Genomic DNA, 21,068 nt, shown 5'->3' with positions numbered 1-21,068 from the left:
GCGATTCCACTGGTATGGCTTGAATCAGGTCAGACTGAGCGGTCTCTGCTCCAAGTCGCACCCGGCGAGAAGTGGTCTCATTCTGCTCTTGCGCGCCACGATCATCCGGGGTCTACTGTCAGGGTGTCACCCACCCAAGCCTCCATGCGTCACTCCCTGCGCGCCCGCCTGCGGGAACTCATCGCGGCGGCGAGCGTGGGCGACCGGCTGCCGAGCGAACGCGACCTGAGCGCGCGGTGGGGGGTCGCCCGGATGACGCTGCGGCGAGCCGTCGACGCTCTCGTCGCGGAAGGGATCGTCGAGCGCCGGCACGGCTCCGGCACCTATGTGACCCCGCAGCCCTTCGTTCGACTGCTCGGCCTCACCTCGTTCTCGCAGGACATGCGCGACCGCGGTCTCGTCCCCTCCAGCCGCCTGCTCGCGTTCCGCGTGGTCCCCGCCGACGGAACGCTCGCCGGCCAGCTGAGGATCCCGATCGGCGACCCCGTCCTGAGCTTCACGCGGCTCCGCCTCGCGAGCGGCGACGCCATGGCCGTGGAGACCGTGTGGATCCCGCAGAAGCTCGTCCCGGGCCTCGGCGGAGGCGATCTCGGCGGCTCCCTCTACGAGCTCCTCGCCGAGCGCTACCGGATCGTCACGGGTGCCGCCAAGGTCTCGATCGAGCCCGTCCTGCCGGAGCCCCGGGTGCGCGAACTGCTCGCGCTCGACGACGAGCAGGCCTGCCTGCGCATCCGCATGGTCGATTCGGACACGCGTGGCCGGGTCATCATGATCGCCCACTGCATCTACCGCGGCGACCGCTACCAGCTCACCGCCGACATCTCCGGCGCCGCGTTCTCCACCATCCAGGCCAGGCGGGCAGGATGACCGCGAGAGACACGCCGGGCAGGATGACCGCGAGAGACACGCTGGGCGGGATGGTGGCCGTACTGGCGGTGGATGGCGGCCAGTCGGGCATCCGGCTGCGACACTCGTCTGCGCCTCGGGTCGTCGAGGCGGCCGGCGTGAGCCGCGCGGGCGACAGCGTCACGGCGGTCGCCGAGACGATCGCGACCGCGTGGGAGGCATCCGGATTCCCTCCCGCGGACCGGGTCGTGCTCGGGCTGACAACAGCGCCCGTCGAGCCGGGGGAGGCCGACCGGCTGTGCGCCCTCGTCGCGGCCGGCACGCGTTCGCCCGAGGTGTGGCTCGCCGACGACACCGTCACCTCGCACGCCGGCGCGCTCTCCGGAGCGCCAGGGGTCTCGCTCGTCGTCGGAACCGGTGTGGCCTGCCTCGCCGTTCCCGGGGCCGGTCAGGCTCGCGTGTTCGACGGCCACGGCTACCTCCTCGGCGATGAGGGCGGAGCATTCTGGATCGGCCGGCGCGCCCTCGGCGAGGTGCTGAGGGATCGCGACCGCGGCCGAACAAGCGCGCTGAGCACGCGCGCCGCCTCGCGCTACGGGGATCTCGACGGCCTGGCCATCCGCCTCCACGACTCCGCCGGCCCCGTCAACGAGATCGCCCAGTTCGCGCGTGAGGTGCTGGATGCCGCAGCCGACGGGGACGACGTCGCCGGGGGCATCCTCGACGACGCGGCCGCGCGCCTGCTGAAGACCGCCATCGCCGCTGCAGAGTACCTCGCCGCGACGGACCCCCTCGATGACGCCCCCCTCGCCCTCGGCGGACGGATGCTCGAGGCCGGCTCGCCGCTGCGGACCCGCCTCGACGCCCTCCTGGCCGGACATCCCGGCATCCTCCCGCGCAACGCCGATGCCGAACCCATCGATGGCGCCCTGTTGCTCGGCTCAGCCGACTCTCCCGGACGCTACCGGGCCCTCACTCATCTCTGGAAGGACGGGGCCGCAGCATGAGCACCGAGCAGGACTCCGCAGGACGCACCTACCTCGCGACCGCTGAACGCCTCATCGAGCGACTCGGCACCGAGGAGTGGCCGAACATCGCCGCCGCCGCCGAACTCGTCGCGGCCGCCCTCGAGGACGGTCGCACCCTCCACGTCTTCGGGACCGGGCACTCGCACATGCTGGCCGAGGAGCTGTTCTACCGAGCAGGCGGGCTCGTCCGCGTGAGCCCCATCCTGTTCGAGGGGCTCATGCTCCACGCGAGTGCACCGCTCAGCACCTCCCTCGAGCGGCTGCACGGTCTCGCCGAGGCACTCCTGCTCGACCACCCGGTCGTGGCCGGCGATGTTCTCATCGCCGCCTCGAACTCCGGCAGCAACGCCGTCACCTCCGAGCTCGTGCGCCGGGTCCGCGATAGCGGCGCCTCGGTCATCGCCGTCACGAGCCTGCAGCATGCCACCTCCTCGAAGGCGCGCGCCACCGATCTCCCTCGTCTCCACGAGCTCGCGGACGTCGTGATCGACAACGGCGGATGCGTCGGTGACGCTGCCGTGGACATCCGCGGGTTCGCGAAGAGGGTCGCCCCCACCTCCACCGTGGTCGGAACGGCCATCCTCAACGCCATCGTGGCCGAGGCCGTGCAACTGCTCGTCGACCGCGGTGTCACCCCCGAGGTCTATTCGAGCAGCAACACCGAGGGCGGCGACGCCGACAACCTGAGATTCCTCCATAGGGAGACGTCGTCGTGACCGCCTCGCCGTTCGCCATCCGCGGCGTCATCGAGGGCTTCTACGGAACCCCGTGGACGCACGAGCAGCGGCTCGAGCTTGCCGGCTTCCTCGGCGAGCGCGGGATGAACACCTTCGTCTACTCTCCGAAGGACGACCCTCTCGTCCGCCAGGACTGGCGCCAGGCCTACAGTGGCGCGGAACTGGCACGGCTCTCCGAGTTGATCGAGCGATGTGCCGCCCACGGCCTCGACCTCGTCTACTGCCTCTCTCCCGGGCTCTCGATCGAGTACTCGAGCGAGAGCGACCGCTCTCTGCTCTCGGAGAAGTTCGACTCCATCGCGGACCTCGGGGTCACCTCCTTCGGGCTCCTGCTCGACGACATCCCGGGCGAGCTTCAGCACCCTTCCGACCGCTCGGTCTTCGCCGGCCTCGTCGAGGCGCACGCCCGCCTGGTCGGCGACGTGCATGACCGGCTGGCCGAGGGGAGCAGGCTCTTCGTCTGTCCGACGCAGTACTGGGGCTACGGCGACGAGGAGTACATCTCCCGCCTCGGGCAGTCGATCGACCCGCGCATCGAACTGTTCTGGACCGGGCGGGCGATCTGCTCGGCCACACTCGACCTCGCCGACGCCGAGGTGTTCGCGAAGGCGACCGGCCGGGCACCGACCTACTGGGACAACTATCCGGTCAACGACGTCGCCATGAGGCACGAACTGCACGTCGGCCCGTACCGCGGCCGCGACCGGGAGCTGTTCCGCAGCTCGCGCGGCGTCATCGCGAACGGCATGGAGTTGTTCGAGTCATCGAAGATCGCGTTCGCCACGATCGCCGACTACCTCGCCGACCCGGCCGGCTACGACCCGGAGGAGAGCTGGCACCGGGCCATCGCGGCGGTCGCCGGCGACGACGCGGAGGCCTACACGGTGTTCGCCGACAATGTGCGCTCGTCGTGCCTCGCCGCAGAGGATGCCCCCCTCCTCCAGCACGCGCTCGAATCGTTCGCCTTCGAGAGCGTCTACGGCGACCCTGAGCACGCGGCGGACGAACTCGACGAGGTGGCGGACCGGATGCTCGCGGCGGCCGAGCGACTCCTGCGCGGACCGGCCCGCACGCGGCGACTCGTCGCAGAGGCACGGCCCTGGATCGAGGCTTTCAAGATCGGGGCCAGGGCGGTCAAGTGCGTCGTCGAGCTCTATCGGTCCGGCCGACTCGGTTCCGACGGCCCCACCGAGCTCGCGCCGTTCCTCGGGCGGATCCGCGACCTGAGGGTGCGCGTGTTCGGCGACGTCCTCGACATGACCCTCTCCGAACTCATCGTCCGCCGCCCACCGGCGGAGAACGCCCAGCCAACACCAACCCCACACAGTAAGGAAGCTGCATCATGACACAACGCATGAAGACCACGATCGCGGCCATCGCGGCCGCGGCGGTAGCGCTCAGCATCGCCGGATGCACCCCTGGCGGCGGCGGGGACGACAACGTCCTGCGCGTCGCGATGGGCTCGCCCGGCGAGGCGCAGATCCGCGTCTGGGATGACGTCGCCGCCCAGTTCATGAAGGACCACCCCGACATGAAGGTGGAGATGAACTACCAGGACGACGACCTGTACCAGACCATCGGACTACCCAACCTCCTCAATGGCCGCAACGCCCCCGACATCTACTTCGAGTGGGCGGGCAGCCGGCTCCAGCAGCGCGTCGACGACGGGTTCGCCGCCGACCTCACGGATGCCGTGAAGGACGGACCCATCGCCGGGCTGTTCGACGACAGCGTCTTCGACTCGGTGACTCTCGACGGCAAGATCGTCATGGTCCCGCACTCGGCCGACGTGACGAACGTGCTCTGGTACAACAAGGCCATCCTCGCCGACGCCGGCGTGACGCCCCCGACCACCTGGGCCGAGCTGCTGAGCGCCTGCGACACCCTCAGCGCGAAGGGCATCATCCCGATCGCCTCCGGCAACAAGGACCTGTGGGCGGCGGGCAACTGGCTCGCTCACCTCGCCTCCCGCGTGGTGGGTGAGGATGTCTACGAGCAGACGCTCTCCGGCAACGCCAAGTTCTCGACCCCCGAGTGGGAGAAGGCGCTCGGCTACGTGAAGGAGCTCGCCGACCACAAGTGCGTCAACGACTCCGCCAACGCGATCGACGACAACGAGGGTGCCCAGCTGTTCTTCCAGGGCAAGGCCGCGATGCACGCGATCGGATCCTGGCTCGTGAGCTGGGCGATCGACGAGGCGCCCGACCTCGACTTCGACTACGTGAACCTCCCGGCCATGCCCGACGGCGCCGGCGACCAGGGGAGCGTCATCGGCGTCGTGACGGGTTACGTCGTCAACGCGAAGAGCACGAAGCAGGATGCCGCGGCCGAGTTCCTCGCGCTCCTCAACAGCGATGAGAACGTGCAGGCGTTCATCGCCGCCGAGCTCACGCCGATGGCGAAGTCCGCCGCAGCAGGGCAGGATATCGACTCCCGCTCCGCGAGCCTGAACAACCTGCTGACTACCGCCCCGGCGATCGTGCTTCCGCCGGACACCGGGTACGACCTGGAGATGGCGAACGCCCTCTACTCGGCACTCGCCGAGGTCCTCGGTGGCCAGAAGTCGCCGAGTGACGCCCTGGCCGGCATCGACCAGAAACTGGGCTGAGACCTCCGGCTCGTCCGCGACCCGAACGCGGACGAGCCGGACATTCGGGAGAGATTCCACCGTGAAACCGACGCGCACCGCGACGCCGTACCTGTTCCTCGGGCCGGCGCTCCTCGTGTTCGGCTTCGCCGTGCTGTGGCCGGTCGCGATGACCGTCGTCTACAGCTTCACGACGTGGAACGGCTACGGGCCGATGGTCTTCGCCGGCATCGACAACTACGTCAAGGCCATCCAGGACGCTCTCTTCCGCGACTCCTTCGCGCACGTGCTCGTCTACATCGCCGCGACGCTCGTGCTCGAGGTGCTCGTCGGGCTGTGCCTCGCCGGTCTCGTGAGCGCCCTGCGCCGCGGGTCGCTGTGGTTCCGCGTCGCGATCTTCACGCCCGTCATGCTGCCGATGGTGGTCGTCGCGGTGCTCTGGAAGTTCGTCTACAACGCGGACTTCGGCCTGCTCAACGCCGCGCTTCAGGCGATCGGATTCGAGGACCTGCAGAGGGTGTGGCTCGGCGACACGAGCACCGCGCTCCTGGCGATCTGCGTCGTCTCAGGCTGGGTGTACGCGGGCTTCTACATGACCATCTTCTATGCGGCGTTCAACCAGGTGCCGAGCGAGATCGTCGAGGCGGCGAGGCTCGACGGCGCGGGGGAGTGGCAGATCTTCCGGCGCGTGAAGGTGCCGATGATCCGGAACGCCGTGACCGTCGCGGTGCTGTTGTGCGTGACGGGCGGGTTCCAGGGCTTCGACCTGTTCTACGTCATGACCAATGGCGGGCCATACGGTGTCACCGAGATCCCCACGACGTATCTCGTGAAGTCGGTGTTCAGCTTCGGCAACGTCGGCTACGGCTCGGCCATGGCCGTGCTGCTCACGGCGATCGTCGTGGTGGTCGGGCTGCTGTTCGCCCGGTTCAGCCGGGGCAGGACGGAGGGTACGGGATCGTGACGGCGACGGCATCCGCGCCGCGCACCGCGGCATCCGCGCCACACTCCTCGGCCCCACGGCCGGGAACTGGGATGCTGACGCGCCGCCTTCCCGGCATCCTCGTCTCGATCGGCCTCGTCGTCATCGCTGTCGTGTTCTTCTTCCCGATGGTCTGGATGGTCGCCTCGAGCTTCAAGTCGAACTCGGCGATCTTCTCCACGCCCTTCGCCCTGCCGGAGAGCATCGACCTCGGCCAGTGGGCCAAGGCCTGGGATGTCGGCCACATCGGCCAGTACGCGCTCAACAGCGTCATCGTCACGGGGGTCTCTGTTCTCGCGATCCTCGTGCTCGGCGCCGGCGCCGCGTTCGCGTTCAGCCGATACCGGTTCGCCGGGCGGGGGTTCTTCATGGGCGCCCTCGCGCTCGGGCTGCTGCTCCCCCTGCAGTCCTACTTCATCGCCCAGTCGACGATGTTCACCGACCTCGCGATCACCGACACCCGCTGGGCGCTCATCATCCCCTACACGGCGATGGGCCTCCCTCTCGCCGTCTACCTGCTCAAGGTGTACCTCGATGCGCTGCCGAATGAGTTGTTCGAGGCGGCGAAGATCGACGGGGCCGGCGACCTCCGGGTGTTCTGGGGCATCGTGCTCCCGCTGCTGCGGCCCGGCCTCGCGACGGTCGCGATCTTCTCGGCGTTGGCCTGCTGGAACGAATTCCTCCTCGCGCTGCTCTACATCCAGGACGACTCGCTCAAGACGATCCCGACCGGGCTGCTCGCGTTCTCCAGCCGTTATGTGACCGACTACGGGTTGCTGTTCTCCGCGCTGACGATCATCACCCTCCCGATGATCGTCATCTACATCGTCTTCAACAAGCAGATCGTCGAGGGGATCACGGCGGGCAGCCTCAAATAGCGACGAGCGATCCGGCCCCGGGAGCCAACCCCGGAGAGATCGTACGGAACCCGAGTTCGCTCGCAGCCAGGAGCAGCCGCTGGTCGTAGGCACAGACGAGGTCGGCGTTCACGAGGGTCGCCGTCGCGAGATGGATGGCGTCCAGGCTGCGAAGGGAGAACGGCCCCAGCCGGGCGGCGATACTGGCGACCTGGTCGGTGATCGGGTACTCGATGACGCCAGACAACGCGGCTCCGATGAGGTCGACGACCGTAAATGGATCCATGTCGTCAAGACGCTGGCGGATGATCCGCGTCGTCTCGATCGTTCCGAGCGCCGAAGAGAACAATCTCGCCCCCGAGTCAACGTGCCCCGCAAGGGCGTCAACGAGCTGTCCTGATTCCGCCTCCTGCAGCGCGCGCTTCACGAGGGCGCTGCTGTCGACGTAGATGAGCACTCAGAACCTGTCTTCTCGGTCGAGCAGGTCGACGGTGGTGACACCCTCCGGCAACGGAGCCAGCCGCGGTGCCCGGCGGAACGGCTCACGTGGCGGATGCACGATGCCGGCGGCGATGAGCTCGTCCAGCGTTCGGCCGGTCGGCTTGTTCGGCGCAAGGCCGAGGAAGCTCTCGAGCGCCTCCCGGATGAGCGCCTGCTGCGAGCGCCCTGTGCGCTCGGCTTCCTTGCGCAGCGCGGTCTCCACCTCAGGCCGCAGTCTCAGATTCGTTGCCATGCACGGAACAGTACCATTCGGTACTGATACGGTACCGACTGACTTTGACATGTCGTCGCAGCCCGGCTGATACCCGGGACGGCGCGGCCGCCACCGTCAATGCCGGTCGAGGATGGCCCTGAGGTCTGCACCGCGCGGAAGCACCCCGTAGAGCCGACCGCGGTCATCGCCCAGCCGGGACTGCACGAACGTGTCGGCAGCAGCCGCAGTGGAGAAACGCAGCATGAGCGATGCCTGCAGGATCAACGCCAGATGTTCCGTGATGCGGCGGGCCTGAGCCGGCTCCGGAGTCCCCGCCAGGATGCCGCGGGTATCGGCCAGGTAGGCGTCGAAAACGGGGTGGACGCCGTCGGCCAGTGAGACCTCCGCGAGGAACGCCTCCACCGTCTCCGGCTCGCGGGCCATCGCGCGCAGCACGTCGAGCGCGATGACGTTGCCCGAGCCCTCCCAGATCGCCATGACCGGCTGTTCCCGATACCGTCGGGCGAGCGGGAAGTCCTCGATGTAGCCGTTGCCGCCGAGGCACTCCATCGCCTCGTAGGCGTGCTCCGGTCCACGCTTGCAGATCCAGTACTTCGACACGGCCGTCGCCAGGCGGCGGAACTGCTGCTCCCGGTCATCCGCGTCATCGTCGTGCGCACGGGCGAGGCGCAACCCGGTCACGGTCGCCGCCTCGGACTCGAGCGCCAGGTCGGCGACCACAGCGGTCATCGCCGGCTGGTCGATGAGCTTCGCCCCGGACGCCGACCGGTGCCGAACCAGCCACAGTGCCTCCGCGACCGACTGGCGCATCCCCGCCGCCGTGCCGAGCACGCAGTCGAGGCGTGTTCGCGCCACCATCTCGATGATCGTCGCGACGCCGCGCCCCTCCTCGCCAAGAAGGTACGCGACCGTGCCGTCGAACTCGACCTCGCACGACGCGTTCGAACGATTGCCGAGCTTGTTCTTCAGCCGTTGGATGGCGAAGGCATTCCGGGTACCATCCTCGAGCACGCGGGGGAGGAGGAAGCAACTGAGCCCGGCCGCCGTCTGCGCCAGGACGAGGAAGGCATCAGACATGGGTGCGCTGCAGAACCACTTGTGCCCGGTGAGGCGGTGGCTTCCGTCGCCGGCATCCACCGCGACCGTCGTGTTCGCCCGCACGTCGGAGCCGCCTTGCTTCTCCGTCATCGCCATGCCGAACAGGGCCGATGACTTGCCGGCCGACAAGGCCCCGTCGTAGTCGCGGCTAAGGAGCCGCGGAAGCCAGCGCGTGGTCAACGCGTCGGATGCCGCGAGCGCCGGCACCGCCGCGTGCGTCATGGAGGTCGGGCAGGCGTGACCGGGCTCCACCTGGGCGAACAGCATGAACGTGGCCGCCCTCGCAACGTTCGCCCCGGGCCGCGGATCCGCCCAGGCGCTCGTGTGGGCGCCGTGCGCGACGGCGGCCGACAGGATGCGGTGGTATGACTCGTCGTAGTCGACCTCATCGATCCGGTGCCCGAAACGGTCGTGCGTGCGCAGCACCGGCACCTGGGTGCTCGCCACCTCCGCGTCGCGCTGGAACGTCGCGCTCCCGACGAGCTTCCCCACCCCACGAAGGTCGCCGAGCGCCCACTCGGCATCGAAACGGGCCACCGCATCCACGAGCGGCCGGTTGGTCCCGAACTCGTCCACGTCGACGCGCGGCGGTGCCTGGTTCTCGACTTCGTGAGTGGGCATGCCACCACGCTAATCCCGAACACGGAGATCCGTGCCGGCTGCTACCCCAGCCCGTCCTCCGGTATGAACACGATCGAGTAGGCCTGCAGGGCGGGAAGCGAGAAGACCGTGCTCGATTGCCCCGCCGACAGCGCGTCGGTCTGGGCGGAGGCGGATGTCCCGGTGCGAGGCAGCGCGACCATGTCCGGCTCATCCACGCTCGCGAACCAGACCTCGGTGCCCTCGCGCACGAGAGCGAGCTCGAGTGAGGCGCCCGCGAGCGCCTGGGTCGGGTTCTTGCCCGCGTCCCAGGCGGTCTCGGTCTGCCCGACGAGATTGATGAGGTGGATCACGAGGCCGAGCGGGGTGCGCACGACGTGCGTCCAGACGGCGCCAGCGTCCGCCTTCGTCGAGAAGTCGGCGCCGGTGAGCACGACATCCTCGTTGATCCCGCCCGTGAACGACCCGGTGACATCCTGCGCCGCCGGGTCGAACAGCAGGTCGCCGTAGCGCACGGCGAAGTCGTACCAGGCCGCGAAGAAGTCGATGCTCCCCTCGGCCAGCTCATGGTTGCGCGGGTAGTAGGGGTCGGTGAGGGCGTGCCCGTCCTCACCGAGGAGGAGGTGGCTCGCCCCGTGCGAGAACGCGGTCGCCATGACGAGGCCGGCCGCGCGGTTCGCGCTGGCCTCGTCCGACTGGGCCCCGTCCTCCCGGTAGCAGCTGAGATAGGCGGAGAGGATCGGCGGATGCTCTGGCCGGGCCGCGCGGGCATCCGTCGCGAGCGTCGCCAGGTCCTGCAGTTCGGTGTGCGGAGCCCAGACCTCGATGTAGGTGGCGTCCTGCGGCGTCGGCGCTGTGGCGAGCGTCGGGAAGTCGTTGACGTTGTTGAACATGAAGCGGGCGCCGGGCATCCGGTCGCGAACCGCTCCGAGGAGCGCGACGAACGAGGCCGAGAGGTCGACGCGCGCTCCGTCGCCGCGGGTCGCGAACTTCGGCCAGCCGTACTGGTCGAGGTGGAACCCGCGCAGCGCCGTTCCCTCCAGCACCTGCTCGAGTTGCGCGAGGTAGTGCTCGAGCCAGCGCGGCTCGGCGGGGTCGACGAGCACGAGGAAGTCCTCACCGAGCCGGTACGGTTCGCCGTCGGAGCGGAGCAAGAGACTCTCGCCCCAGTCGGCGACCTCGTCGCTGCCGATCGCGTAGACCGCGCTGTAGCCGAGCGGGACGGTGCCGGCGTCGGCGAGCGCCCCGGCCATCCGGTCGACGGTGCCGAGGTCGCGCTCCTGGCCGAGCGGGTCGACATAGTGCTGACCGGGCGGCATGAGCTGCGAGTGACGGTAGGCCCAGTCGTAGAACTGGGCGAGGTTGAGGTGGAGTCGGCGGAAGAACCGGGAGACCTCCGGCACGTCCACACCCTCGGTGATCTCCACGACGAAGCCGTACCGCGGACGCTCGAAGGGGTCGTCGAGCACGTCGAACGCCGTGACCGCCGATCCGATCCGGACTCCGTACCCGCCCCGGTCGAAGCTGCCGAGATCGGCCATGGTCGCCAGGGCGGCGACGGGCACCGTGCGGACGATCTCGTTCAGTCTCGAGACGACGGCCATGCCGTCTGCCGGGGCGGGCGCGGAGAGTTCGATGACGACCGGATGGCCGGGCGCATAGGTCGCGCGGTCGGGGATCAGCGCCACGTCGCCGCCCCCGCATCCGACTCCATGAGGATGAACTTGGCGTGCGACCAGAGCAGCGGGTTCGCGACCGGGCCCCAGCGCTCGAGCCACGGCCCGACGAAGGCGGCATCCTGCGGTTCGTGGAGGATCTGCTCCGGCAGGTCGCCGCCCTTGGACACGTGGTCGAGCACCCAGTTGCGCGCGGCCGTGTGACCGAGCTCATCGCCCGTGAGCCGGTCGTGCCAGCCGAGCCAGGCGGTCAGCAGCAGCCAGGGGTTGCCGCCGAAGTAGGTGTCGCCCCGGTAGCGGCGGATGCCGCCCGTCGGCGAGGCGAGCTCGGTACGGATCCTGTCGACCGTGGCCCGCATGACCGGATGCCCGGCATCCAGCAGACCGAACGGCGTCGCGAGGGACACCAGGCTCGCGTCGACGCGAGGATCCTCCGGCCCTTTGCCGAGCACGCCGTCGACGACGCAGTTCTCGAGCACGAATCCGACGATCCCGTCGGCGATGGTGTCGAGCTCGGTCCGGCCGAGCATCCGGGCCGCCGCACGAAGACCGGCGGCGATCGCCGCGAGGGTCGAGGTGTGCTGACGTTCGCCGAACTCCTCCCAGTAGTCGAAGCACGGGAGTCGCCAGGTCGCCAGGAGGTAGTCGGCGGCGAGGTGGGCCGCCGGCAGCAGCCGGGCAGGCAGGTCCGCGCCGTAGTGGGAGTGCAGCGCGAACAGCCAGGTGCCGTAGCCGTCGAGCTGGAAGTTCGGCCACGCCTCGCCTTCGACGTGCTCGGCCTCGCCCTCGAGCGTGTACCGGGTCGGGAGGAGTTCGTCGGGCCCGGGGATGTCGCCGCGCAGCATCCGGGTCTCGACCGAGCGGATGCGCGGTGACTGCGCCTCGACGACGCCGGCGACCCAGTCGTGAAAGGCGGCGGCGGACTCCCGGCGGCCGGCGGCATCCATCGCGAGCGCGCAGTACGCGCCATCGCGCAGCCACGCGAAGTGGTACTGCGGAAAGTTCGGGCTCGCGATGTAGGCGCCGGAGGGCGCCTGCCCTTCAGTGATGACCCCGACGCCGTGGTCGATGAGGGTCTGCGGGGAGAGTGTTGCGGTCATTCTTATCCTTTGACGGCCCCGGCCGTGAGGCCCTGGACGAAGTAGCGCTGGAACACGAGGAAGACGATGATCACCGGGATGACCGCGATGAGCGAGGCGGCGAAGACGAGCCCCCACTGGGTGGCGTTCTGACCCTGGAAGAGCTGAATCGCCACGGGCAGCGTCAGGTGCTCCGGTGTGTTGATGATTGTGAGCGCCCAGGCGAACTCGTCCCAGCAGGAGAGGAACGTGAAGATCGTCGCCGTCGCGAGCGCGGGTTTGGCGAGCGGAAGCGCGAGTCGCCAGTAGCGGGTCCAGGCCCCTGCACCGTCCACCTGCATCGCCTGATCGAGCTCCCACGGGATCGACTCGAAGAAGCCGCGCAACAGGAAGGTGTTGAGCGCGAGGGTGCCCGCCGTATAGAAGACGATGAGACCGAGCAGCGAGTCCAGCAGGTGGAGCTGCTTGGCGAGGATGAATTGCGGGATGATGAGCATCATCGCCGGGACGATGAGCCCGAGTAGCAGGATCCGGAAGATCAGCTCGCGCCCCGGAAAGCGGAACCGCGCGAAGGCGTACGCCATCATCGAACTCACGAGCACGGATGCCGCCGTCGCGATCACCGAGACGACGATCGAGTTGAGGAAGTACAGCCCGAAGTTCTGGGTCGTGAGCGCCTGGACGTAGTTGTCGGTCGTCGCCGGGTCGGGGATGAACTGGGGCGGGAACGTCAGCACGTAGGCCTGGGCCTTGAAGCTCGTCGACACCATGTAGATGAACGGCGTGACCATGACGAGAGCGCCCGCGACGAGCGCGACGTATCGGAACGTCGTCGAGAGGCTGCGCGCGGAACGGTTGCGACTCATGCGAGCACCTCCCCGCTCCGGTCGCGGAACAAGCGCAGCTGGATGACCGCGACGATGAAGACGATGACCGTCAGGATGACCGACAGCGCCGAGCCGTACCCGAAGTCGAGGAAGGAGAACGCCTGCTGGTACATGTAGGTGAGCACGACATCCGTCTGCCCCGCCGGCCCGCCGCCGGTCATGAGAAGCACGGAGGTGAAGACGTTGAACCCGCCGATCACGAGCATGACGACGACGAACAGCATCGCCGGCCAGATCGCGGGGAGGGTGACGGCGCGGAAGCGCTGCCAGCGATTCGCCCCATCCACGGTCGCCGCCTCTTCGAGCTCCTGAGGGACGCCCTGGAGCCCGGCGAGGAAGATCATCATCGCCCAGCCGACGCCCTTCCAGACGCCAAGCGCGCAGATGGCGGCGAGGGCGGTCCAGCGGCCCGCGAGCCAGGACGTGTCGCCGCTCGTGAGGTGCAGGAAGTCGCCGAGAGTGAAGTTGATGAGACCACGGTCGGCGAAGAGGTACTTGAACAGGAGCGAGACGACGACCCAGCTCGTGACCACGGGGAGATAGAACAGCACGCGGAACAGGGGCTGCGCCGGGCTCTTCTTCTTGAGAAGGAGGGCGACGAGGAGTCCGAGCACGATCTGTGGCGGCACGGTGAAGAGCATGTAGATGCCGCTGTTGGTCAGGCTCAGCCAGAAGTGCTCGTCCTGGACTGCCCGGATGTAGTTGTCGAGCCCGAGGAACTCGCTCGTCGCGCTCCCGACGATCTTCCAGTCGAAGAAGCTCATCTGCACGGCCTGCACCATCGGGTAGACGATCATGACACCGAACAGGATCGCGCCGGGCGCGACGAAGAGGTAGGGGGTCAGGCCGGCCCGCAACCTGCTGCCGGTGAGCCTGCGCCGGGGACCGGGTCGTGCAGCGGAGGCGAGCCCCGCTGCACGACCGGTCACGGTCTGATCCCTGGCGATGGTGGACAAGTCCGCTAGTTCCCGAGCAACTCGTCGATCTGGGCGGCGGCCTTGCTGAGTGCGTCCTTGACCGAAATGGTGCCCTCGAAGGCCGGTGTGAGTTCAGTCGACAGGATGGTGTCGACCTTGGACGCCTGCGGGATCGCGAGCCGGGACTTCGCCGTGGTCAGCTGGTCGGAGAACGTCGAGTAGTAGTCGGCGATCCCGGTCTGCTGGTCGGCGTACGCCGGGATCACGGTCATCTGCCCAGTCTTGACCATCTCGATCTGGAACTGCTCGCTCTGCGTGAAGCGGATGAACTTGATCGCCGCATCCTGGTGCTTCGAGCTCGCCGTCAGCACGATGTCCTCGCCCCCGACGACGCTCACCGAGCCGCCGTCACCAGCGGGAACCGGAGCGTAGATGGGTTTGAAGTCGGGGTACTGGCCACTCCAGACCCCCTGCATCCACGGTCCGTCGAGGATGGTCGCGTACTGTCCGCCTGGCAGACCATCGGATGTCCCGGTCGCGCCTTCGTTGCCGGTGATCAGGTTGGGGATGAGGCCGTCCTGGTAGAAGTCGACGAGCATCTGTACGGCTGCGACGCTCTTGGCGCTGTCCAGATAGCCGGTCGCGGTCGTGAGGTCGTCGTCGGTGATGGCTCCTCCGCCGGACCAGATCCATGGCGAGATGTTCCAGGCGCCGAGCCCGCTGTCGGCGAAGATCGAGACATCGGTTCCCTTGAGTGCCGCAGCCATCGCCTTCAGCTCGTCGAAGGTCGCCGGCGGGGAGTCCACTCCGGCGGCATCCAGTGCAGCCTGGGTCGTGATGAACACCCTGGTGTTGGTGTCGAGGGGAAGCCCGTAGTACTTGCCGTCGTAGAGGTTCGTGGACAGCGAGCCGGGGTAGGTGGCGTCCGCGAGCTCCTGGAAGTCGTCCATGGCGTCGGAGAGCGGCACGAGCACACCGAGGTCGGCGAACTGCGGCACCCAGCCGAGGTCAGCCCTGACGAGGTCGGGCAGTTCATCGCCGGCGGCGCTCGTCGTGAGCTTCTGCAGCAGGTCGTCGTACGGGATGTCCACGTACTTGACCTTGATGCCCGGATTGTCCTTCTCGAAGGCGGGGATGAGCACCTTGTTGAGGGCGTCCTGCTGGGTGGAGTTTCCTCCGTTGCCATAGGACCCCCAGAACGTGATCGTCACGGGGTTGTCTGCTGTACCGTCTCCGCCACCGGAATCGCCGGAACACCCGGTGACCGCCATCGCGAGTGCTGCCGCGATCGCCACCGCCGATCCGAACTTGCTGGAACGCTTCATTGCGATTACTCCTATCGTTTCGATACTCCGCCTCCAGGGAACGAGTACGGAGGGAGTGGTGCCTGGCATTAGTTTTACTGCAAAAGTAATTCGATGTCAATCGTTGTCTTTGGTCGAAGAATTCGTCATAGTATCTTGAATAGCAAAATAAACACGACGAGGATGTAGAACTGTCCGTGAGGAGGGACCGTGAGAATCGCGACCCCGCCGTGGACGCCATCGCCCGGCCCCTCACAGTCCGTCGCCCTCGAGGTGCTCATCAACGGCCCGATCTCGCGGAGTGAGATCGCCCGGCGCCTCGACCTCTCCCCCGGCTCACTCACTCGCCTGAGCACCCCGCTCATCGAGGCCGGTCTGCTCGTCGAAGTCGAAGAGCGCGTGGATGGCCGCGCCGGTCGACCGTCACGACCGCTCGACGTCGTCGCGGACTCCCGCCACTTCATCGGGATGAAGCTCACCGGCAACGGAGTCCTCGGCGTCACGACCGATCTGCGCGCGAACGTCGTGGCCACGGCATCCGCCGCCCTCGATTCGCGCGATCCGGATGCCGTGGCCGGCGTCCTCGCCGAGCTCGCCACCCGCCTCGGCGGGAGCGTCCCATCGGTGACGGCCCTCGGCGTCGGCATCGGCGGCCTCGTCTCCGACCATGCGATCGTCACGAGCGCGCCGTTCCTGGAGTGGAGCGAGGTCGCACTCGGCACCATGCTCGAGACCGCGACGGGGATTCCCACCGTCATCGAGAACGACATCGTCGCCTTCACCGAGGCCGAGCACTGGTTCGGCGCCGGGCGCGGTCTCGACAGCTTCGCCGTGCTCACCCTCGGCGCGGGGATCGGCTATGGGCTCGTGGTCCACGACCGCCTCGTCGTCAACGAGGACTCCGGCATCGGCCTCGTCGGGCACTGGCCGATCGACCCCTTCGGCCCGCTGTGCCCGGCCGGCCATCGCGGCTGCGCCCGGAGCATGCTCACCCAGGCGGCCATCACGCAGGCGGTCTCGACGGCGCTCGGCCGCGAGGTGGGCTACGACGAGGCCCTCGACCTCGCGGTCGCCGGAGAGCCCGCGGCCAGGCGGGTCGTCGACGACGCCGGGCGAGGCCTCGGGCGGATGATCGCGGCCATGGCCAACCTCACCGTCCCGGAGCGGATCATCCTCGGCGGGGAGGGGGTGCGGCTGGTCGACGTGGCGGGAGAGGCCATGCACCGTGGAATCGCCGAAGACCGTGACCCGCGGACCCACAAGCTGGACATCGTTGCCACGCCGGGAGACGACACCGAGTGGTGCCGGGGCGCCGCGGTCATCGCCATCCAGCGCTACGTACTCGGCCGCCGGCTCTGATCCGTCCGGCGATCGACCGCGCTCGACGCTACCTGCGAAGTTCCAGCGTGCAGCACTTGACCCCGCCACCGCCGAGCAGCAGCTCGGAGAGGTCGACACCGATCGGGTTGTAACCGCGCTCGCGCAGCTGCCGCTCGAAGTCCTTCGCCCGGGAGGCGATCACGATGTTGTAGCCGTCCGAGTAGGAGTTGAGGCCGAGAACGGCCGCGTCCTCCTCCGTGACGAGGATCGCATCCGGATACCGCTCGCGCAGGATGGCGAGCCCGGCCTCGTTGAAGGCCGACGGCAGGTAGGCGATGTTCGCCTTCTCGCCGGGCGCGGGAGACGGGTCGAGCACGGCGATCGCGGTGTCGAGGTGGTAGAAGCTCGGGTTGACGAGCTCGAGCGTGATCACGGTGCGACCGAAGATCTCGGCGACCTCGCGGTGGCTGTCCGAGTCGCTGCGGAACCCGGTGCCGGCCAGGATCGTGTCCCCGACGAGCAGGAAGTCGCCCTCGCCCTCGTTGACCTCCTTCGGGACACGCACGTCGTAGCCGTGCTGCCGGAACCAGTCCATGTAGGCCGGGCCCTCCGGCTGGCGCTCCGGGAAGGTGAAGCTCGCACCGTAGGCGATGTTGTCGAGCACGAAGCCGCCATTGGCCGCGTAGACCATGTCGGGGAGCCCCTCGATCGGGTCGATGAGCTGCACGTCGAATCCGAGCCCGCGGTACGTCTCGTAGAGCGTCTCCCACTGCTTCACGGCAAGCGAGGTGTCTGTGGGGGTCTCCGGATGCATCCACGGGTTGATCCGGTAGCTCACGGTGAAATGGTCCGGCCGGCACATCAGGATGGTGCGCTGGGACGGGCGCCGCTGGGGAACGGACTTCTGGTTGTCGACGAGTGTGTCGCTCATGGGAGCCTCCGATGGGATGTCGGCGGACCAGGTCACTCGCACGAGCCCCGGTACGGGACGCCATCTCCAGTTTTGCACGGTGGTATCTGACGCTTCACGCCGAAGAGCGCACTGATCCTGCGTGGCGGCTGGCCCTGACACAACGATTCACCGTAAAGTGTCGGCATGGACAGCCTCGACTACGGCATCATCGACCTCCTGCGCCAGAACGCCCGGGCCGGCTACGGCGACATCGGCGAGGTCATCGGCCTCTCCGCCTCCGCGGTGAAACGCCGCGTCGACCGGCTGGTGGCCGACAAGGTCATCCGCGGGTTCACGATCCAGGTCGACCCGAACGTCGACGGGCTTGCGACGGAGGCCTACGTGGAGCTGTTCTGCCGCGGCACGGTCGCCCCGGAGGAGCTGCGCCGCATTCTCGCCGCCGTGCCGGAGGTGGTCGACGCCGGGACCGTCACCGGCAGCGCCGACGCCATCGTCCACATGCGCTCACGTGACATCGCGAGCCTCGAGGTCGCCCTCGAGCGGGTGCGGATCGCGCCGAACGTCGACCACACCCGCTCGGCGATCGTGCTCTCGAAGCTCATCCACCGCACGCACGAGTCCTGACGTCGCGTCCCAAATGAAGGCATTTCGCCGACTGGTGCTCTCCGTCGCCTGATTCTGCGGGCTGCGGATGTCGGAATGCCTTCATTTGGGACGGGCAACGACCCTTAGGCGGCGAGCGCCTCGTCCTCGGCGCGCAGCGGCTTGAGCGCTCCGGCCCAGGCGGTGAGCTGGTCGACCTGCTTCTGCAGCTCGGCGAGGTGCATGTCGGCGGGGGTGAACTCCGAGAAGTTCTTCCAGTCGGTGAAGATCGAGAGCATGACGTTCTGGCGTACGTCGGCGATCTCGAGCTCGGCGAGGATCTGGCGCAGGTGCTCGTTCGCGCGAACCCCGCCCATGCTCCCGTAGCTCACGATCGCGGCCGCCTTGTTGTGCCACTCTGCGGAGAGGAAGTCGAGCGCGTTCTTGAGCGAGCCCGGGAGGGAGTGGTTGTATTCGGGCGTCACGAAGATATAGCCGTCGAACTCGTCGATCTTCCTGCCCCAGGCCTTGGTGTGGGCGTTCTGGTACTGGCCCATGCTGGCCGGCAGCGCCTCATCGAGATTCGGCAGGGCGAAGTCGGCGAGGTCGACCAGCTCGAACTCGACGCCGTCGGCCTTCGCATTCGCCTTGACCCACTCACCGACCGTGAGGCCCTTGCGCCCCGGACGAACGCTGCCGACGATGATTCCGATTCTGAGGTTTGACATTGGTGCCCTTTCGCTGCGACTCTGACCCCACCAAACTTGGTGACACATCACCATAAGTCATTATTGGTTGATGTGTCAACCATCAGATAGAATGTTCAGGATGTCCGAAGTCTCCGAGGTCACCCGAGAGGAATGGGCCGTCTGGCGGAAGTTCTATGCCATGCGACGGCAGCTCGACCGCGCCCTCGAGGACCAGCTCCAGCGGGACGCCGGGATCTCCGGCCCCGACTACGAGATCCTGCTCGCCCTGTTCGAGTCCCCCCAGAGGCGGCTGCGCAGTCGCGACCTCACCGCGAGGATCGGCTGGGAGAAGAGCCGGATCTCCCACCAGGTCACCCGCATGGAGGCGCGCGGACTCGTCGAGCGCAGCGAATGCGAAGACGACCTGCGCGGGACCTGGATCGAGCTCACGACCCAGGGCCGGCGGGCCGTGCTCGGGGCGATGCGCGAACACACCACGGCCATCCGGGGCCTGTTCTTCGACGTGCTGACGCCGGAAGAACTGAGTTCCCTCCAGGCCGTCTCCGAGCGGGTGCTCGAGGCGATCAACCCACCGGCCTGCGACGAAGACTCCTGACCGCAGACCGTCAGGCGGCGACCGGCTCCCGCTCCTCGACGAGGTAACGCGAATAGGCGTACAGGGTGAGGAACGTCGGGTACTCCTCGCGCAGCGCCACATCCCGGAACACCTCCACGGCGTCGTCGAAGCGATCCTCCACGGTTCTCGGCAGCGTGCGAAGCAGGTCATCCAGCATGCTCTCGATGAGCTCGCGGGTGACCCGCGTACCCTCCTGGGTCACGACATCCTGATGGATCCACTGCCACACCTGGGACCGGCTGATCTCGGCGGTCGCCGCATCCTCCATGAGGTCGTCGATCGCCGCCGCGCCGACACCGCGCAGCCAGGATTCGATGTACCGCACGGCCACGGAGACGTTGCCGTACACCCCCGCGTAGGTGATGGCGCCATTGACCGACCGGATGTCCAGCAACTGGCCAGCCGTGACGCGCACGTCGTCGCGGAGGCGGTCGAGCTGGTTCGGTTCGCCACCGAGCACCTCGTCGAACTCGGCACGAGCGGTGCCGATGAGATCCGGATGCGCGACCCAGGTGCCATCGAACCCGTCGGCGGCCTCCCTGCGCTTGTCCGCGCTCACCTTCTCGACGGCCCTCTCGGTCACGACGGGGTTGCGCCGGTTGGGGATGAACGCACTCATGCCTCCGATCGCATACGCGCCCCGGCGGTGGCACGTGCTCACGAGCAGTTCCGTGTAGGCGCGCATGAACGGCACCGTCATGGTGATCTCATTGCGGTCGGGAAGAACGAAGCTCTGCCCGCGGCCTCGGTAGTTCTTGATGATGCTGAAGATGTAGTCCCAGCGGCCCGCGTTGAGCCCGGCGCAGTGATCGCGCAGTTCGTAGAGGATCTCCTCCATCTCGAAGGCGGCCGGGATGGTCTCGATGAGCACCGTTGCCCGGATGGTCCCGTGCGGGATGCCGAGCGCCTCCTCCGAGAACGAGAACACGTCGTTCCAGAGCCGGGCCTCGCGGTGGCTCTCGAGCTTCGGCAGGTAGAAGTACGGACCGCGACCCTGAGCAATGAGCGCCTGGGCGTTGTGGAAGAAGTACAGTCCGAAGTCGACGAGCGAGCCGGAGGCCGGCATGCTGCGGCCGGCGCGATCGAGATGGCTCAGGTGCTTCTCGACGAGATGCCAGCCGCGTGGGCGCAGCACGATCGTCGGGGTCTCGCCGGTCACCCGGTACTCGCGACCGTCCTCACTCGTGTGCTCGAGCGTTCCGCGGATGGCGTCGAGCAGCGTGAGCTGCCCCTCGATGACGTTCGTCCAGGTCGGGCTCGTCGCGTCCTCCTGGTCGGCGAGCCACACGTTCGCCCCGGAGTTGAGGGCGTTGATCGCCATCTTGCGGTCGGTCGGGCCGGTGATCTCGACCCTGCGGTCGGCCAGGCCGGGGCCCGCACCCGCGACGCGCCAGTCCGGGTCGGCTCGGACATCCGCCGTCCCGGAGAGGAATCCGAGGTTGCGGCCGTTGCCGAGGTCGTAGCGCACCCGCATGCGCGCCGCGAGCTCGTCGTGGCGGCGGCCGGCAAAACGGTCGTGCAGTTCGGTGAGGAAGGCGAGTGCCTCCGGCGTGAGGATGTCGTCGTAGCGCGCCCGTAGCGGGCCGTCGATCCGGATGCTGGTCATGATGGTGT

21 protein-coding genes are annotated in these 21,068 nt (G+C 68.0%); 10 read left to right on the top strand and 11 right to left on the bottom strand.

From position 1 onward, the window contains the following. Positions 1-123 precede the first annotated feature (123 nt). The 7 genes from ABD678_RS02260 (at position 124) to ABD678_RS02230 (ending at position 7,058) form a co-directional block, all read left to right on the top strand. Positions 124-867, top strand: coding sequence for a GntR family transcriptional regulator (locus tag ABD678_RS02260; protein ID WP_344753242.1), 744 nt, complete (start codon positions 124-126; stop codon positions 865-867). After that, positions 864-1,853: an N-acetylglucosamine kinase gene (locus ABD678_RS02255; protein ID WP_344753240.1), complete on the top strand. Its 990-nt coding sequence runs from the start codon at positions 864-866 to the stop codon at positions 1,851-1,853. The genes ABD678_RS02260 and ABD678_RS02255 overlap by 4 nt, the downstream gene beginning before the upstream one ends. Next, the gene (locus tag ABD678_RS02250) at positions 1,850-2,590 is read left to right on the top strand and encodes an SIS domain-containing protein (protein WP_344753238.1); all 741 of its coding nucleotides are present in this window, start codon (positions 1,850-1,852) and stop codon (positions 2,588-2,590) included. Before ABD678_RS02255 ends, ABD678_RS02250 begins: the two co-directional genes overlap by 4 nt. Continuing rightward, positions 2,587-3,957, top strand: a complete 1,371-nt coding sequence (locus ABD678_RS02245) for a protein O-GlcNAcase (RefSeq protein ID WP_344753236.1) — start codon at positions 2,587-2,589, stop codon at positions 3,955-3,957. Before ABD678_RS02250 ends, ABD678_RS02245 begins: the two co-directional genes overlap by 4 nt. Continuing rightward, a complete protein-coding gene (locus ABD678_RS02240; RefSeq protein ID WP_344753234.1) occupies positions 3,954-5,219 on the top strand; it encodes an ABC transporter substrate-binding protein in 1,266 nt (421 codons plus the stop codon). Before ABD678_RS02245 ends, ABD678_RS02240 begins: the two co-directional genes overlap by 4 nt. A 61-nt stretch (positions 5,220-5,280) precedes the next feature. Further along, the gene (locus ABD678_RS02235; protein ID WP_344753232.1) at positions 5,281-6,162 is read left to right on the top strand and encodes a carbohydrate ABC transporter permease; all 882 of its coding nucleotides are present in this window, start codon (positions 5,281-5,283) and stop codon (positions 6,160-6,162) included. After that, a complete protein-coding gene (locus ABD678_RS02230) occupies positions 6,159-7,058 on the top strand; it encodes a carbohydrate ABC transporter permease (protein ID WP_344753230.1) in 900 nt (299 codons plus the stop codon). The genes ABD678_RS02235 and ABD678_RS02230 overlap by 4 nt, the downstream gene beginning before the upstream one ends. On the opposite strand, the gene ABD678_RS02225 is transcribed toward ABD678_RS02230, so the two are convergent. The 8 genes from ABD678_RS02225 to ABD678_RS02190 all read right to left on the bottom strand — a co-directional run bounded on the left by ABD678_RS02225 (position 7,051) and on the right by ABD678_RS02190 (position 15,334). Next, a complete protein-coding gene (locus tag ABD678_RS02225) occupies positions 7,051-7,494 on the bottom strand; it encodes a type II toxin-antitoxin system VapC family toxin (RefSeq protein ID WP_344753228.1) in 444 nt (147 codons plus the stop codon). The two genes, ABD678_RS02230 and ABD678_RS02225, sit on opposite strands and share 8 nt — an antisense overlap. Further along, positions 7,495-7,770: a ribbon-helix-helix protein, CopG family gene (locus ABD678_RS02220; RefSeq protein ID WP_344753226.1), complete on the bottom strand. Its 276-nt coding sequence runs from the start codon at positions 7,768-7,770 to the stop codon at positions 7,495-7,497. 96 nt (positions 7,771-7,866) lie between these two features. Beyond that, positions 7,867-9,471 (bottom strand): acyl-CoA dehydrogenase family protein, encoded by a 1,605-nt coding sequence (locus ABD678_RS02215; protein WP_344753224.1) that lies wholly within the window; start codon positions 9,469-9,471, stop codon positions 7,867-7,869. A 41-nt stretch (positions 9,472-9,512) separates the two neighbouring features. Next, the gene (locus ABD678_RS02210) at positions 9,513-11,138 is read right to left on the bottom strand and encodes a glycoside hydrolase family 66 protein (RefSeq protein ID WP_344753222.1); all 1,626 of its coding nucleotides are present in this window, start codon (positions 11,136-11,138) and stop codon (positions 9,513-9,515) included. Next, complete coding sequence (locus tag ABD678_RS02205; protein WP_344753221.1) at positions 11,129-12,226, bottom strand: glycoside hydrolase family 15 protein; 1,098 nt, start codon at positions 12,224-12,226, stop codon at positions 11,129-11,131. Before ABD678_RS02205 ends, ABD678_RS02210 begins: the two co-directional genes overlap by 10 nt. A 2-nt stretch (positions 12,227-12,228) precedes the next feature. Then, entirely contained in the window at positions 12,229-13,071 is an 843-nt protein-coding gene (locus ABD678_RS02200) for a carbohydrate ABC transporter permease (RefSeq protein WP_344753219.1), read from the bottom strand. Next, complete coding sequence (locus ABD678_RS02195; protein ID WP_344753218.1) at positions 13,068-14,021, bottom strand: carbohydrate ABC transporter permease; 954 nt, start codon at positions 14,019-14,021, stop codon at positions 13,068-13,070. Before ABD678_RS02195 ends, ABD678_RS02200 begins: the two co-directional genes overlap by 4 nt. A gap of 32 nt (positions 14,022-14,053) precedes the next feature. After that, on the bottom strand, positions 14,054-15,334 hold the full coding sequence (locus tag ABD678_RS02190; RefSeq protein WP_344753216.1) for an extracellular solute-binding protein: 1,281 nt from the start codon (positions 15,332-15,334) through the stop codon (positions 14,054-14,056). A 189-nt stretch (positions 15,335-15,523) separates the two neighbouring features. On the opposite strand from ABD678_RS02190, the gene ABD678_RS02185 reads away from it, so the two are divergent. Then, positions 15,524-16,672 (top strand): ROK family transcriptional regulator, encoded by a 1,149-nt coding sequence (locus ABD678_RS02185; RefSeq protein ID WP_344753215.1) that lies wholly within the window; start codon positions 15,524-15,526, stop codon positions 16,670-16,672. 28 nt (positions 16,673-16,700) lie between these two features. On the opposite strand, the gene ddaH is transcribed toward ABD678_RS02185, so the two are convergent. Further along, positions 16,701-17,564, bottom strand: a complete 864-nt coding sequence (gene ddaH, locus ABD678_RS02180) for a dimethylargininase (protein WP_344753213.1) — start codon at positions 17,562-17,564, stop codon at positions 16,701-16,703. Positions 17,565-17,729: 165 nt separating this feature from the next. On the opposite strand from ddaH, the gene ABD678_RS02175 reads away from it, so the two are divergent. Beyond that, on the top strand, positions 17,730-18,170 hold the full coding sequence (locus ABD678_RS02175) for an Lrp/AsnC family transcriptional regulator (protein WP_344753212.1): 441 nt from the start codon (positions 17,730-17,732) through the stop codon (positions 18,168-18,170). 104 nt (positions 18,171-18,274) lie between these two features. On the opposite strand, the gene ABD678_RS02170 is transcribed toward ABD678_RS02175, so the two are convergent. Continuing rightward, complete coding sequence (locus ABD678_RS02170; RefSeq protein WP_344753211.1) at positions 18,275-18,856, bottom strand: NADPH-dependent FMN reductase; 582 nt, start codon at positions 18,854-18,856, stop codon at positions 18,275-18,277. Between the two features lie 100 nt (positions 18,857-18,956). On the opposite strand from ABD678_RS02170, the gene ABD678_RS02165 reads away from it, so the two are divergent. After that, on the top strand, positions 18,957-19,433 hold the full coding sequence (locus ABD678_RS02165) for a MarR family winged helix-turn-helix transcriptional regulator (RefSeq protein ID WP_344753209.1): 477 nt from the start codon (positions 18,957-18,959) through the stop codon (positions 19,431-19,433). Positions 19,434-19,443: 10 nt separating this feature from the next. Here ABD678_RS02165 and aceB read toward each other — a convergent pair whose 3' ends face one another. Next, complete coding sequence (aceB, locus tag ABD678_RS02160; RefSeq protein WP_344753208.1) at positions 19,444-21,060, bottom strand: malate synthase A; 1,617 nt, start codon at positions 21,058-21,060, stop codon at positions 19,444-19,446. Between the last annotated feature and the right edge of the window lie 8 nt (positions 21,061-21,068).

Origin of the sequence: Leifsonella bigeumensis (assembly GCF_039537265.1) — a bacterium.
GTDB classification, from domain to species: Bacteria; Actinomycetota; Actinomycetes; order Actinomycetales; family Microbacteriaceae; genus Terrimesophilobacter; species Terrimesophilobacter bigeumensis.
The sequence above is the reverse complement of the archived record's forward strand: the minus strand, read 5'-3'. Positions and strand labels throughout refer to the sequence as shown.

Excerpts from the sequence above, each read along its gene's own strand:
- ABD678_RS02215 (WP_344753224.1), bottom strand. The coding sequence starts at position 9,471 with ATGCCCACTCACGAAGTCGAGAACCAGGCACCGCCGCGCGTCGACGTG.
- ABD678_RS02190 (WP_344753216.1), bottom strand. The coding sequence starts at position 15,334 with ATGAAGCGTTCCAGCAAGTTCGGATCGGCGGTGGCGATCGCGGCAGCA.
- ABD678_RS02220 (WP_344753226.1), bottom strand. The coding sequence starts at position 7,770 with ATGGCAACGAATCTGAGACTGCGGCCTGAGGTGGAGACCGCGCTGCGC.
- ABD678_RS02240 (WP_344753234.1), top strand. The coding sequence starts at position 3,954 with ATGACACAACGCATGAAGACCACGATCGCGGCCATCGCGGCCGCGGCG.
- ABD678_RS02200 (WP_344753219.1), bottom strand. The coding sequence starts at position 13,071 with ATGAGTCGCAACCGTTCCGCGCGCAGCCTCTCGACGACGTTCCGATAC.
- ddaH (WP_344753213.1), bottom strand. The coding sequence starts at position 17,564 with ATGAGCGACACACTCGTCGACAACCAGAAGTCCGTTCCCCAGCGGCGC.
- ABD678_RS02175 (WP_344753212.1), top strand. The coding sequence starts at position 17,730 with ATGGACAGCCTCGACTACGGCATCATCGACCTCCTGCGCCAGAACGCC.
- ABD678_RS02205 (WP_344753221.1), bottom strand. The coding sequence starts at position 12,226 with ATGACCGCAACACTCTCCCCGCAGACCCTCATCGACCACGGCGTCGGG.
- ABD678_RS02170 (WP_344753211.1), bottom strand. The coding sequence starts at position 18,856 with ATGTCAAACCTCAGAATCGGAATCATCGTCGGCAGCGTTCGTCCGGGG.
- aceB (WP_344753208.1), bottom strand. The coding sequence starts at position 21,060 with ATGACCAGCATCCGGATCGACGGCCCGCTACGGGCGCGCTACGACGAC.
- ABD678_RS02165 (WP_344753209.1), top strand. The coding sequence starts at position 18,957 with ATGTCCGAAGTCTCCGAGGTCACCCGAGAGGAATGGGCCGTCTGGCGG.
- ABD678_RS02250 (WP_344753238.1), top strand. The coding sequence starts at position 1,850 with ATGAGCACCGAGCAGGACTCCGCAGGACGCACCTACCTCGCGACCGCT.
- ABD678_RS02255 (WP_344753240.1), top strand. The coding sequence starts at position 864 with ATGACCGCGAGAGACACGCCGGGCAGGATGACCGCGAGAGACACGCTG.